Raw genomic sequence first — 13,263 nt, forward strand, 5'->3', positions numbered from 1 at the left:
TTCCCAAGAAATACATAACACTAATAAAAACGGGGCCTTTGATTCCCCAATCAAAGCCCAACTCCTACTCTCGTTATACAAATTTTACTTCTCTTAATCTAATTACTTCATCTTTCTCCTGAGATTCATTGGCCAAAAGCGTTACTCTCAAAGTTTCAAGGCCATTCTCATAGTCTGACAGAATAAGATCTTTGTTATTTGTACGGACCGCCTCTATAAAAGCATTATCTTGTTCTTTATAAAAATCTTCCTTTGAACGATAGGTGATAATACCGCCTTCCTCTACAATGGTCAAATCCGCTCCATCAAAGGACAGGCGGAATTTATCACCAAGCAGTTCTACCCCCATACGATGATCTATCTGGATAAAGGAGGCATCAAGATGACCTACAGCCCCAGATTCCATTAAAAAGTTCACCGATGTCACATCCGGAATATCAATATTTGGAATTCCGTCAGACACAAGAAGATTCATGTTTGCATGCACTTTTGCAATATCCCCTGCCAAGTACCGGATAAAATCAACGATATGTGTCGCTTGCTCAACCAGCTGCCCTCCTGATTTCTTCTTCTCTCGGTACCATGGAGTGCTCACAAAGGAGGTGAGATAATGGCCTCGGATCATCGCAATCTTTTTATCCTTTAGATATTCTTTTGCTATTTTAACGGTATCTATATACCTCAGACAATAGCCTGTTGCACAAAGCACACCAGCGTCCCGTATGACATTTAGCTTCCTTTCGACAGTGGCCATCTCAAGCCCAATCGGCTTCTCTACCATTAAATGGATGCCTAGCTGGGCTGCTTTTTCCTCTATGTCACCATGTGCGAACGGAGGGACACAAATAAAAACTGCATCAAGCTTCTCTTCTTTAAACATAAGATCTGCATCTGTATAATAAGCAGCACCGTATTTTTCTCCTGCACGGAAAGCACTCTCTTCAACGATGTCGCAAACCGCGGCAATCGTCGCATGTTCATTTGCTGCTATATTTTTCAAGTGAATGGAAGCAACTCCACCGACACCAACAAAACCTACTTTAATCTTTTGCATCACCTTTGGACCCCATCTTTGCTCAAATATTCTTCACCATACTTTATTACTCTTTCCATATGATTCGCCGTATCAAAAGCTAGTGAGCAAGGATCAATAAGATGAGGGCTCAGTTCGGCTGTAATCGTATCATCATATCCTATTTCCACCAGTGCTTTGTATACTTCCTTCCAATTAACATCACCTGCCAGCAAAGGTACAAAACCAGTAATGTTACCGACAGCAGTGCTGAAGTCTTTTACATGCACCTTTCGGATACGTTTACCCAAAATGCGAATCCATTGTTCTGGGTAGCCGAACTGCAGTACATTTCCAACATCGAAATATGCACCAACATAATCGGAATTTAGCTCATCAATATAACGTGCCATCTCAAGAGGGGATAATAAAAATTTGTTCCAGACATTTTCTATGCCGATATGTACATGATGCTCTTCTGCGAAAGGTATGATTTTCTTTAATACTTCCTGGCTTCGGTTATAACAGTCGACATATGATGTATTTTCATCCACTACACCAGGAACGACAAGAATTGTATCCACATTCATTGCTGCTGCCAATTCAATTTGTTTCTCTACAACTTTTCTCCCCTGCTCCCGTACATTCTCACTTGGATCAGAAAGTGGGGATTTCCATAATAATGAGGTGGAAAGACTTCGCAATTTTAAATTATATGATGATGCAAGCTGGACAATCTCCTTTGCCTCTGCTGCTGTAGTATCCATCTTCAAGCCAACATCACCAGCAGGATTCAGATTTAGTTCAACAGCATCGAACCCTGCATCACGGCTGTATGCAAATACTTGTTCAAGCGGGGTTCCCTCTGGATAGCACCACTGATTAATTCCTTTTAACATAACGTTCACTCCTTAATAGGTCAATTATTAAGCGATATATGAAATATGACGCTGCTCAAACCAAGAAGGAGACCGAGGCCTCCTTGACGATTAATTTACTTTTACTGGTTCCTGCTTCTTTGATGACTCATATGCAGCAATAGCTACTGCTAAAGCTTTTAGCCCGTCTTCACCAGTAATGGAAGGGGCTTTCCCTGTGCGTACACTGGTGATAAAATCTTCAACCAACCCCATATCCATGTTGTCTCCCCAGAAATTAAACCGTGCACCATCTTCATTGTAAACATTTATTTTTTGCTCAAATGCGTCTACAGTAAGCGTTCCACTGGTTCCAACAATCTCCAGTGTGACATCTCCCCATGTAGGATATTTGTCATTTCTTGACCAGCTGCAGTCCAATGTTGCAAACATATTATTATCAAATTCCATTGTCAGCAGCCCACAGTCATCGACATCATAATCCGAAATCAGATTTCCGACTTCTGCATACACTTCTTTTACTTCAACGCCAGTGTACCAGCGAATAATATCGACTACATGGACTGTATGATCAATTACTGCTCCCCCGCCGGATTTTGCTGGGTCAACAAACCATCCCCCAGGATTTGTACCGCGGTTTGTGCCCTTGATTGCAACAATTTTTCCTAGCTGTCCGCTTTCAATTATCTGCTTCGCCTTCACAACCGGTGTGTTAAATCTGACAGGAAATGCTGTCTGCAATATCACATTATGTTCCTTGCACACATCAATGATTTTTTGGGCATCTTCAATTGTATGTGCCAATGGTTTTTCACATAAAATATGTTTGCCTTTTTTTGCTGCAGCAACCACATGCTCATAGTGTTTGCTGTTCTCAGAGCTGATGATTACCGCATCAATCGATTGATCCAACAGATCCTCGTAGTTCTGATAGTATTCTGTATTAAACTGGGAAGAAACCCTCTTCCCGCGTTCTTCATTCTCATCCGCTATTCCAGCTATTTCTACTCCATCCAATTGCGTTAATGCATGCGCATAACTGAACGCATGACTATGAGCAAAACTTATCATTCCGATTTTCATTGGACAGCCTCCCTTTCCTTCTTACCTTTTAATACGACGGATTTTCCTATTTCAATCGATTCAAGTGCAGCGAGTGAGATTTCCATTGCTTTATATGCATCTTCAGCAGATACAATCGGCTTAGTATCTTTTTTAATACAGTTAATGAAATGCTGAAGCTCTGTGAAATATGGATTTTCTTTCATCGGGCTTTCAGGAACTGCAACCCCTCCGCTTGATGTCGTTTCTTTCTTGCTTGCTACAACTGGGGCTACTTTCGCACTATCATATTCGATAATGCCTTCCTTTCCAGCTATTTCAAATTTCGTTGAGAATCCCTGATGTGCCCAAGTCCCCTCTACATGAGCAATTACACCGCTTTCAAATCTTAATGTGACCAGTGCATATTCAAGCCTTTCCAATACTCTGTTTCTGCTGCTCTTTGCATAAACACGCTCCACTTCTCCGAAACACCATCTTAAGTAATCAAAATCATGAATGATCATATCTAAAACGAGTCCACCACTGCTGTTGAAATCGGAGTACCAGTCATTGGATGCCATTGGAAAAGCCCCGCCTCTAGTCGTGCGGACAACTGCCGGCTTTCCTATTTTCCCTCCATCAACAACTTGCTTTGCCCTTACATATTCAGGGAAAAATCGGACCACATGGCCAACGAATAATTTTACTCCCTTATCTTGGCAATAATTAATCATCTCTCTCGCATCTGCAAGCGACCTTGCTAACGGTTTCTCACAAATAACATGTCGATTGTCATCTGCTGCCTTCATGACATATTCTTTATGGACCGGTGTCGGCACACAAACAGATACCACATCAATCGCATCAAGCGTTTCTGTTGCCTCTTCATATGTTTGGAATGCTTTTGTCCCTAATTTTTCTGCCAAATCCTGAGCTTTAGCCAAATCAGTATCTACAATTCCTGCCAATGTTACTTCTTCCATTTTTGCATAGGCAGCCGCATGGGTCCTGCCCATTGTCCCTGCCCCGATAACTAGCGTATTTAGCATGGTCAACTCTCCTTTGTATTTTTTAATTCATTGTCACTTGCGCATCATTATTCAGATAGAACAGACCTGCCGCACCGATCACACCTGCTTTGTTGCCGAGTGCTGACTCTTTGATTTCAACACCATTAACCATTTTCGGTATTCCATATTTAGCAACTGTTTCTTTTATGGAAGGTAAAATGAACGCTGCCATATTCATAACCCCGCCGCCCAAAACAACAGCTTCTGTGTTGAATAAATGAATTAGACTGATTACTCCCATTCCTAAGTATTCTCCAGCCTCCTTCAGCAATCGAATAGAAAATAAATCCCCCTGTTTTGCAGCTGCGTCAATTTCTTTGTTCGTGACAACCAATCCTTTTTCGATAATAGAAAGCAAGCTGCTTGTTTCACCGTTTTTAAGCAGCTGGTTCGCTCGCTCATTAATTGCGGTGCCTGATGCGTATTTTTCTAGACAGCCCCTGTTGCCGCATTCACATAATATACCGTCATGGCTGATGGTAATATGCCCGAATTCTCCAGCACTGTCATGAATTCCTGTAATTAATTGCCCATTGCTGATAATTCCTGAACCGACACCAGTACTAACCGTGATATAGATAACATTTTGTTTTCCCCTACCAGCTCCCCATATCCATTCTCCAACAGCTGCTGCATTTGCATCATTAGAGAGCCTGACCGGCAATTGTAAATTGTCTTCCAGCAAGGTTCCGATAGGGAAATTTTTTAACCCGATATTCTTCGCATAATGGATAATCTTTTGCTCCGAATCAATAATCCCAGCACTCGCCACGCCAATGCCAATAATTCTGTTTCTGTCAGCTGCTGTGTCCGCTAGCAGGCTATTTATCGCAAATAGAATATTGGCAGCTGCATCACGTTTTTCCCCAGCGGATGTCTTACATTCAAACTCACCAAGTATTTCTCCCTGTCTGGATATAAGGGCTGCAAGAATTTTTGTTCCTCCCAAGTCCAGACCAATCGCCAAATCCTTTGATTCTTCCATCTGATTTCCCCCTAAAAACATATGCAGTCATTTTTTTTTACCTTCTAACCCCTTGCAATGCAATTCCAGTAACAAGATGTTTCTGCAGGAAAATAAACATGATCAGCATCGGAATCGTAGACATTACTGCACCTGCCATAAGCAATGGATAGTCAGTTGAATATTGCCCCTGAAATGCTGCTATTCCAACAGATAATACCCGCATATCCTCTGAGCTTGTCATAATAAGTGGCCATAAAAAGTCGTTCCATGCTGCAAGGATTGTAAAGATTCCCAGTGCAATTAACGCAGGAGTGGCATTTGGAAGGATGATTCTCCAGTAGATGCCGAAGAATGAACAGCCATCCATTGTCGCAGCCTCGTCCAGCTCTTTCGGAATTCCCATAAAGAACTGTCGCAGCAGAAAAACACCAAATGCACTAAACATTCCCGGAACAATCAAAGCATAGAAAGTATCAATCCATCCCAGCTGTGTCAAAATTCCATAGTTTGGAATTAAAATAACCTGCATAGGAACCATCAAAACAGACAGAATTAAGATGAAAATCGTATTCTTTCCTGGAAACTCCATCCGCGCAAAAGCAAATGCTGCCAGCGAACATAAGAATAATTGAACCAGCGTCCGTCCTAAGGTCAAAAATATCGTATTCATATAATATTTCAGAAAGTCTACACTTGCGAAGACATTAAGATAGTTATCAAACTTGAATTCCTCCGGCAAAATCGTTGGAGGCACTTGCATCGTTTCTGAAAATGTTTTCAGCGACGTTAGAATCATCCATATAAATGGAACAATCATGATAAAAGCGCCGATAATCAGCAGTGTATGATTGGCTAGTTTTAATTTCATCTTTGATCACTCTCCATTTTAACCATCATAATGAACCCACTTCTTCTGGAAAACAAACTGAATGATGGTAATTGCTAATATTGCAATGAACAATAAGAATGCCTGAGCAGATGCTATCCCCATTTGTGAGTATTCAAATCCATACTCGTAAACGGCATATACAACTGTTCGCAATGGTTCCAACAGGGCAGTACTATCCCCAATCATGATAAAAATAAGGTCAAACACCTGAAGCGAACTAATCATTCCAGTGATGAAGACGAAGAATAATGTTGGTGTAATCAATGGCAATGTAATGCTGAAAAATTGTCTTATCTTTGATGCACCATCAATTTCTGCGGCTTCATAGTATGTTTTTGAAACACCTTGAAGACCAGCAAGAATCAGGATGACATTATTTCCGACAGTCATCCAGACATATACTAGGATTACGGAGAACAACGCAATATTTGGATCAAACAACCAGGAAGGCTGAGGTAGATTAAAAATCCCCAAAACATAATTGATCAAGCCGTAATCTGTATTGTAAAGCCATTTCCAAACCATCCCCACAGCGACTGGCATCGTAACAACTGGCAGGAAATATAATGTTCTATAAAAGACCATCCCTTTAATTTTTTGATTCAGCATTATCGCGATGACTGTCGCAAAAGCAGCTGACAAAGGAACAGATACTGCAGTGAAGATTAGGGTGTTGACTATTGCACGGATAAATGATGAGTCTTGAAACAATGTGATGACATTTTCTAATCCGACATATGTAGGTGCAGTTAGTCCGTCCCATCTTGTAAATGATAAAAGAAAGGATGCTACTGCAGGAAACATATAGAATACAGCGAGTCCTAATAATGTTGGCAAAATGAACAAGTAGGCCCAGAATGCTTCACGGTTGAACCGCTTTTTCCTTTTATTTTTCACTGCAGCATTACTCTTGCTTTTCTTCAAAACGGATGCAGTACTCATGTTTACCTCTCCTTTCATAAACAATATGAAGTGCTCTTCCCTTTATTAAATTAAAGGGAAGGAGCATTTCACAACAAATTATCAGTCATTGTTCTCTTCTTCTAAAATCTTGTTCATACCTTCTGCAATTCGGTCCAACGCTTCATCAATCGAAGTGCCTTCCAGGAATGCCTGCTGGATTTCTTTTGTTTCAATGTCCTGCCATTCTGTCGTACGTTCTGAGATTGGATATGCTGCACCGCCATTTTCCTGTGCATCAAGAAATACTTGCAGATCTACTGATGGAACAGAGTTTAGCCAGATGTCACCAGTGCTTTGCATTGCAGGTATAGAAAATCCTGACTCCGCAATATCTTTATTTGCTTGTTCACTTGTAAGACTCTTTATTAAGTCCCAAGCCAACTCTTCATCTTCTACTTTGTCGTTCATTGCCCAGCCAATTCCATGTACAATGGAAGCTGCCTGTTTTCCTTTCGGCAATGGAGCAACTCCTAATTTGTCTCCTAAAGCTTCGTGGAGTTCTGGAGTATTAACGGAAACTAACGGAATCATCGCTAGCTTGTTAGACATAAACAACTGCTTGGATTCTGTTTCAATCTGATTCTGTGTAGAAGGAGAGATTCCCTTATCAATTAAATTCTTAAGAAATGCAAAGGCTTCTTTTGACTCAGGAGAATCGAAGCCTGATTTCGTTCTGTCTTCACTGATAACATAACCACCAGCTTGATGGATTAAGTTATAATATCCTTGTTGGTTTACCGTTGTATGTGCAGCATAGCCGAAGACACCTTCATCCTTATTCACCAGTTTTTCACCCTCGGTTTCAATATCTTCCCAAGTCCATGACTCATCAGGATAATCTACACCTGCATCGTCAAATAATTGCTTGTTGTAATACAGACCGACAGAATCTGTGAAATAAGGTGCTGCATACAGTTCGTCTTCCATTGAATAAAGATCTACTACAGCTGGAACATAAGCATCTTTATTAAATTCATCATCTTCTTTGATGAGTGGTTCTAAGTTTTTAATTAACCCGTCAGTGGAGTATTTGTAAAAATTCGGGCCGTTCATCCAAAATACGTCAGGACCACTGCTCCCGCCGATACTAGTCTTCAATTTTGTCCAATAGTTAGCATACGGAGTATACGTTACTTTGACTTCAACATCTGGATGCTTCTCATTAAATGCTTCAATAGAAGCGTTCACTGTGTCCTTTACGTTTTCATCCCAAAGTGCAACTTCCAACACTTGTTTATTAGAACCTGAACTACTGCTGCTGCACGCTGCCAGGAAAACTGCCAGCATTACAATAAACACACCTAATACTAATTTCTTCATAATTACCTCCTGATAAATGTTGGATTTTATTCTTCAGTAAGTTCTGTGATGTGCTTCTAACTTCATCTTCCTGGATTGTTGCTATTCTTTTAATTATCCACATCACCTCCTAATCATTTTTCATTATGCTACATCATCTGAAACTTGAACTTACCATGAAGTATCACTGCCGCAGCACCAAGCAATTCGAACTCAGAACCAAGTGATGTACTCTGAATATTAACTTGATCCTTAAGAGGGACTATCACTTTACGCACTACTTGTGCATGAATAGCTTCCAGAAATAAAGGATTGTCTTGGATAATCTCTCCACTCAAAATAATTACTTCGGGATTAAAGAAGTGAATCGTATTTGTAATAGCAATCGATAAATAATTCAAAATATCTTCCATGATTTCCAGTGCTAAACCATCCTGCCGATTGACAGCCTCAACGAAGATATCCGGCTTTATTCTGTTCAAGTCCCCTGACACCATTTCTCTGATAACGGTATCCCTGTTCTGCGTCATGATAGCGGTTACAATTCTGGAATAGATTGCAGGCCAATTGACGTAATTCTCCAGACAGCCCCGATTTCCACAGCTGCATTTTACTCCTCCATCTATTACTGTTGTATGCCCTATCTCCCCAGAGCTGCCAAGGAAACCGCGATAAATGGAGCCATTCACCATCATTCCAGAACCCACACCTTCACCAATCGTTACATAAAGGAGATCTTTATATTTGCTGAATAGACCGAAGTAATTTTCTGCCAAAACGAATGCATTCGCATCATTATCTAAGAATGTCGGCAGATTTGTTCTCTCCTCTACTAATTTCTTTAAAGGAACCCCATAGAGATTCAGCTTCGTATTATACGAGATCACGCCATTTTCAGCATCCACAATACCTGGTGAGATAATGGAAATTCCCTGGCAATACTCTAAATCGGCTTTTTGCATCAGGAATTGTTCCACGACTTCAAGAATGAATTGAATGAATTCCTGACCTTTCAGCTGATTGGTAGGATGGACTACCTTTTTCAAAATCTTCCCTTCCAGATTCATGTCAGCAATTCTGATGTAAGAGTTTGTTATAGATACACCAATAATTGAATGGTTATCTGGATTGAACCGGAGCAAGACAGGTTTTCTTCCACCGCTTGATGTTCCTACACCATACTCGTAAACTAGACCTTCGCTGATTATTTCTGAAACAGCGGAAGTTACTGTTGTCGGGCTGATATTTATTAATTTTGCTATTTCACTTCTGGAAATCGGTCCTTTTTTTCGGATTGTATCTAAAATAATGGAACGATTTAATTCCTGAATAAACTTTAAATCTCCGGTTCTTTGTTTTTGCATCATGTGAGCCCCTTATCATTCTTTCACTTTCTTTCTCCAGTGGGTTTATTAAGTTTGGTCAATAATTCCTAGTTGCAAAAGAAAATCGACTTCATTTAATAAAATCAGACAATTATTTATGTAAATACACTATTATTGTTCAGAAAGATCAGATTATATATTTTAACTTTTTCTAATCGTCTTAATAAGTATAATAGTTTAATAATTCTGTTTTGTAAATACCCTTTAACAAAATAGTGAACTTTCTTTAATATTTTTTCTTAGCCAACAATGCAGGGGTAAATTAGTATACTAAAGAGTAAAATACAGGTAGAAATTATCTACCTGTATTTTTTAAAAATATTTTGTAATTAAAGTTTAAACTGTCTTACTATTACATATTGTTGCCGCTATTTGTAAGTTACCGTTCATTTATTGCCTAGATAATATTTATTTATATCAATCTAACATACTAATCTACTTATAAATTATCCATTATTAAGTCTTTCTATTCTTCGGTAAACTTGTACATATGCAACCAATACCCAATCAACTTTGTCCATTCTCTAAAGACAATTTCTCTTTCACTTTTCTCCGTTAACCATGTTCTTTCTAAATATGGTGAAGCAATATAAGTAAGTTCAATTCCTGTGTCCTTATATAATCTTTGAAAAACTAGCTTGGATCTTCTCATATGAAAATCGGATGACACAACGATTGCCGATTTTAGATTATTTTTCTCCATTTCTTCTTTTGTATAGAGAGCATTTGTGTATGTACTCGTTGCGTAGTCCTCAGTAATTATTCTATTTTTAGGTATTCCCATCTCAACCGCTTCTTGCACTGAAGTTCCTTGAACATTGGAATTGGAAAGCATCATATATTCTGCATATCCACCTTTAAAAAGTTCTACTGCCTTTTCCAATCTACCCGGGCCTCCACTTAGTACAATAATAGCATCTACTTTCTTTGGCTTTTCATTAACGATTAAAAATTCCCTACCCAAAATTAAAATCAGGTATAAGCACGTTAATAGTAACAATACTATGGAGATTACTCTTTTTATTAATTTCATACAGTTACACCAGCCTACAATATTACGATTTTGACAGTTTGATAATTTCCCTAGATAAAAAATTTGCAAAAAAATAATGCTGCCAGTTCTAGTGGCATTTTAATGCACATTAGTTCCAACAGCCATTTTATTTTTATGAAAAAATTATATTTTTAAAAGTTCCTTTAAAACTTCAATAACCTTTTCCTGCTCTTCCACACTCATATTCGTTCCACTTGGCAAACAGAGACCATATTCAAATAAATAATCTGATACACTGTTTCCCTCTTCATGTGGATAGTATTTCACACCCTCAAAAAGTGGCTGTAAATGCATTGGTTTCCAAACAGGACGTGCTTCAATATTTTCTTCCGCAAGTTTCTCAATAATTTCATGGCGAGAAATGCCTGTCACTTTAGGGTCTATTGTAAGAGCAGTTAACCAACGATTTGACATTGTACCCTCTAACTCTGGCTGAAATTCAATTCCTTCTATATTACAGAATGCTTTATTATAGCGTTCAAAAACAGCACGTTTTTGTAAAACACGTTCATCCAATACCTCCATTTGCCCACGGCCGATACCAGCAACAATATTGCTCATTCGATAGTTATAACCAACATCACTATGTTGATAGTGTACTGCTTGATCACGAGCCTGTGTAGCTAAGAATCTTGCTTTCTTTAATGCTTCTTCATCATTTGATACAAGTGCACCACCACCAGAAGTAGTGATGATTTTGTTACCGTTAAATGAAAATACACCATATTTTCCAAATGTACCACTTTTTCTACCTTTATAAGTACTTCCTAATGATTCAGCTGCATCTTCAATTACATTTACACCATGATTATCACAGATTGCAATAAGTTCATCCATTTTCGCACTTTGCCCATATAAATTAACAACAATTACAGCTTTTGGTAGATTACCATTTTGCTTTGCTTCATTTAGCGCTCGTTCCAGTGCAACTGGCGACATATTCCATGTGTCCATCTCTGAATCAATTAATACAGGTGTTGCGCCTTGATATAAAATCGGATTTGCACTAGCTACAAACGTTAGAGACGAACAAAATACTGTGTCATCTAATCCAACGTTTAAAAGTCTTAAAGCTAGATGAATTGCTGATGTGCCAGATACAACCACAGCAGCATCGTTAACTTCATTATATTCCGCTAAATCACGTTCTAAACCATCGACATTATTACCTAGTGGTGCAATCCAATTTAAATCGAATGCTTCTTGAATGTATTTCTGTTCGTTTCCACTCATATGTGGGGATGAGAGGAAGATTTTTTTTTGATTTTGCATTAATACTCAGCTCTCTTCATTAATTTTAATATCGGAATTCTATATATCACTATTCCTTTACTATTATATAAGAAACTAAAATATAATATTGTAAATTTATTTTTATACCTTTTTATTAATAAGAACATTCTTAACTCCAAAATATTTTGTAAAAACAAAAAGAACCAATTTCTCGGAATTAGTTCATTTTAATTTCCTTGCTGGCACTCCGACCACTGTTACATTATCTTCGACATCAGCAACAACAACTCCACCTGCACCTATAACACTCCACCTGCCAATATGCATTCCAGGAATAACAACTGCACCTGCACCTATATGAGTTCCCTCGTATATACTAACAGTTCCCGCCAAAGTTGCATTTGGAGAAAGATGAACATAATTACCCAATACATTGTCGTGTTCAACAACAGACCCTGTATTGAGAATAGAATGGTTTCCAATTACAGAGTCTCCATTTACTACTACATTGGGCATAATAACAGTTCCATTTCCTACTACAGCTGACTTACTAATAACAGCGCTAGAATGAATCAATGTTGCATATTGTTCAATTGGAATGCAAAACTTTTCAAATAGCTTTTTACGAATCCTGTTATTACCAATAGCTAAACAGTATTGAAATTCTTCTTTCTGTAATGTATCTAGTAAGCTAGTATTGCCCTGGATAATACCTTCTTTTTTAACAGTTTTAGTAAAAGCATCATCAACTATTGCATATAGCTCTATATCTCTATTTTCAGCAACTATATCTTGAATCACCTTGCTATGCCCGCCAGCACCAATTAGAACTAATTTAGTCACTTATTAGACACCTTCTTTTGATCAGAACCTTTAAACTTCTCAATCGTAGCTTGTCCATCTTGATTGATACCTTCTGATTTAAATACTTTAACAACGGTTAAAAACAGTATTTTAATGTCTAACCAAAACGACTGATTATCAACATACCATACATCTAATTTAAACTTTTCTTCCCAACTGATTGCATTTCTTCCATTCACCTGTGCCCATCCAGTAATTCCAGGTCTTACTTCATGTCGGCGGGATTGTTCGGATGTGTATAAAGGTAAGTATTCCATCAATAATGGGCGAGGACCAACTAAACTAATATCACCCTTCAGTACATTAAAAAGCTGAGGAAGTTCATCTAAACTAAATTTACGTATAAATTTACCAACTTTTGTTAAACGTATATTATCTGGTAAAAGCTCTCCTTTTTCATCGCGTTCATCCGTCATAGTTCTAAATTTATAAACGTAAAAGGGGTTACCTTGTATTCCTGGACGTTCTTGTTTAAATAGTACTGGTGAACCCAGTTTTAATCGAACTATAATTGCGGTTATTATTATAAATACTGATAGAAGTACTATTGCTACCAACGCAACTATAAAATCGAAAAATCTCTTTATTTTAATCACCTACCTAAC

General features: G+C 38.4%; 13 protein-coding genes. All 13 read right to left on the reverse strand.

Annotated features, from left to right (window positions below; all coding sequences use genetic code 11):
* Nucleotides 1-73: 73 nt before the first annotated feature.
* On the reverse strand, nucleotides 74-1,054 hold the full coding sequence (locus CUC15_RS16620) for a Gfo/Idh/MocA family protein (RefSeq protein WP_114917736.1): 981 nt from the start codon (nucleotides 1,052-1,054) through the stop codon (nucleotides 74-76).
* Nucleotides 1,054-1,911: a sugar phosphate isomerase/epimerase family protein gene (locus CUC15_RS16625; RefSeq protein ID WP_114917737.1), complete on the reverse strand. Its 858-nt coding sequence runs from the start codon at nucleotides 1,909-1,911 to the stop codon at nucleotides 1,054-1,056. The genes CUC15_RS16620 and CUC15_RS16625 overlap by 1 nt, the downstream gene beginning before the upstream one ends.
* Before the next feature lie 90 nt (nucleotides 1,912-2,001).
* Nucleotides 2,002-2,973, reverse strand: a complete 972-nt coding sequence (locus tag CUC15_RS16630; protein ID WP_114917738.1) for a Gfo/Idh/MocA family protein — start codon at nucleotides 2,971-2,973, stop codon at nucleotides 2,002-2,004.
* Entirely contained in the window at nucleotides 2,970-3,989 is a 1,020-nt protein-coding gene (locus CUC15_RS16635; RefSeq protein ID WP_423241348.1) for a Gfo/Idh/MocA family protein, read from the reverse strand. The genes CUC15_RS16630 and CUC15_RS16635 overlap by 4 nt, the downstream gene beginning before the upstream one ends.
* A gap of 16 nt (nucleotides 3,990-4,005) precedes the next feature.
* Complete coding sequence (locus CUC15_RS16640; protein ID WP_162800346.1) at nucleotides 4,006-4,989, reverse strand: ROK family protein; 984 nt, start codon at nucleotides 4,987-4,989, stop codon at nucleotides 4,006-4,008.
* A gap of 37 nt (nucleotides 4,990-5,026) precedes the next feature.
* The gene (locus CUC15_RS16645; protein WP_114917741.1) at nucleotides 5,027-5,839 is read right to left on the reverse strand and encodes a carbohydrate ABC transporter permease; all 813 of its coding nucleotides are present in this window, start codon (nucleotides 5,837-5,839) and stop codon (nucleotides 5,027-5,029) included.
* A gap of 18 nt (nucleotides 5,840-5,857) precedes the next feature.
* Nucleotides 5,858-6,802 carry a carbohydrate ABC transporter permease gene (locus CUC15_RS16650; RefSeq protein ID WP_114917742.1) on the reverse strand — a complete coding sequence of 315 codons (945 nt, stop codon included), beginning with the start codon at nucleotides 6,800-6,802 and terminating at the stop codon, nucleotides 5,858-5,860.
* 81 nt (nucleotides 6,803-6,883) lie between these two features.
* Complete coding sequence (locus CUC15_RS16655; RefSeq protein WP_114917743.1) at nucleotides 6,884-8,143, reverse strand: ABC transporter substrate-binding protein; 1,260 nt, start codon at nucleotides 8,141-8,143, stop codon at nucleotides 6,884-6,886.
* Nucleotides 8,144-8,271: 128 nt separating this feature from the next.
* Complete coding sequence (locus tag CUC15_RS16660) at nucleotides 8,272-9,486, reverse strand: ROK family transcriptional regulator (protein ID WP_114917744.1); 1,215 nt, start codon at nucleotides 9,484-9,486, stop codon at nucleotides 8,272-8,274.
* 487 nt (nucleotides 9,487-9,973) lie between these two features.
* Entirely contained in the window at nucleotides 9,974-10,540 is a 567-nt protein-coding gene (locus tag CUC15_RS16665) for a YdcF family protein (protein WP_114917745.1), read from the reverse strand.
* 144 nt (nucleotides 10,541-10,684) lie between these two features.
* Nucleotides 10,685-11,833: a DegT/DnrJ/EryC1/StrS family aminotransferase gene (locus CUC15_RS16670; protein WP_114917746.1), complete on the reverse strand. Its 1,149-nt coding sequence runs from the start codon at nucleotides 11,831-11,833 to the stop codon at nucleotides 10,685-10,687.
* A gap of 183 nt (nucleotides 11,834-12,016) precedes the next feature.
* Complete coding sequence (locus CUC15_RS16675; protein ID WP_114917747.1) at nucleotides 12,017-12,637, reverse strand: acetyltransferase; 621 nt, start codon at nucleotides 12,635-12,637, stop codon at nucleotides 12,017-12,019.
* On the reverse strand, nucleotides 12,634-13,245 hold the full coding sequence (locus CUC15_RS16680) for a sugar transferase (RefSeq protein ID WP_423241386.1): 612 nt from the start codon (nucleotides 13,243-13,245) through the stop codon (nucleotides 12,634-12,636). The genes CUC15_RS16675 and CUC15_RS16680 overlap by 4 nt, the downstream gene beginning before the upstream one ends.
* Nucleotides 13,246-13,263 lie beyond the last annotated feature (18 nt).

The sequence above is a fragment of the Oceanobacillus zhaokaii genome, from assembly GCF_003352005.1.
Classification (GTDB): Bacteria; Bacillota; Bacilli; order Bacillales; family Amphibacillaceae; genus Oceanobacillus; species Oceanobacillus zhaokaii.

Bases quoted from the DNA above. Each gene is read 5' to 3' on its own strand.
- CUC15_RS16620 (WP_114917736.1), bottom strand. From the start codon at position 1,054: ATGCAAAAGATTAAAGTAGGTTTTGTTGGTGTCGGTGGAGTTGCTTCC.
- CUC15_RS16665 (WP_114917745.1), bottom strand. From the start codon at position 10,540: ATGAAATTAATAAAAAGAGTAATCTCCATAGTATTGTTACTATTAACG.
- CUC15_RS16640 (WP_162800346.1), bottom strand. From the start codon at position 4,989: ATGGAAGAATCAAAGGATTTGGCGATTGGTCTGGACTTGGGAGGAACA.
- CUC15_RS16670 (WP_114917746.1), bottom strand. From the start codon at position 11,833: ATGCAAAATCAAAAAAAAATCTTCCTCTCATCCCCACATATGAGTGGA.
- CUC15_RS16655 (WP_114917743.1), bottom strand. From the start codon at position 8,143: ATGAAGAAATTAGTATTAGGTGTGTTTATTGTAATGCTGGCAGTTTTC.
- CUC15_RS16630 (WP_114917738.1), bottom strand. From the start codon at position 2,973: ATGAAAATCGGAATGATAAGTTTTGCTCATAGTCATGCGTTCAGTTAT.
- CUC15_RS16650 (WP_114917742.1), bottom strand. From the start codon at position 6,802: ATGAGTACTGCATCCGTTTTGAAGAAAAGCAAGAGTAATGCTGCAGTG.
- CUC15_RS16660 (WP_114917744.1), bottom strand. From the start codon at position 9,486: ATGCAAAAACAAAGAACCGGAGATTTAAAGTTTATTCAGGAATTAAAT.
- CUC15_RS16645 (WP_114917741.1), bottom strand. From the start codon at position 5,839: ATGAAATTAAAACTAGCCAATCATACACTGCTGATTATCGGCGCTTTT.
- CUC15_RS16625 (WP_114917737.1), bottom strand. From the start codon at position 1,911: ATGTTAAAAGGAATTAATCAGTGGTGCTATCCAGAGGGAACCCCGCTT.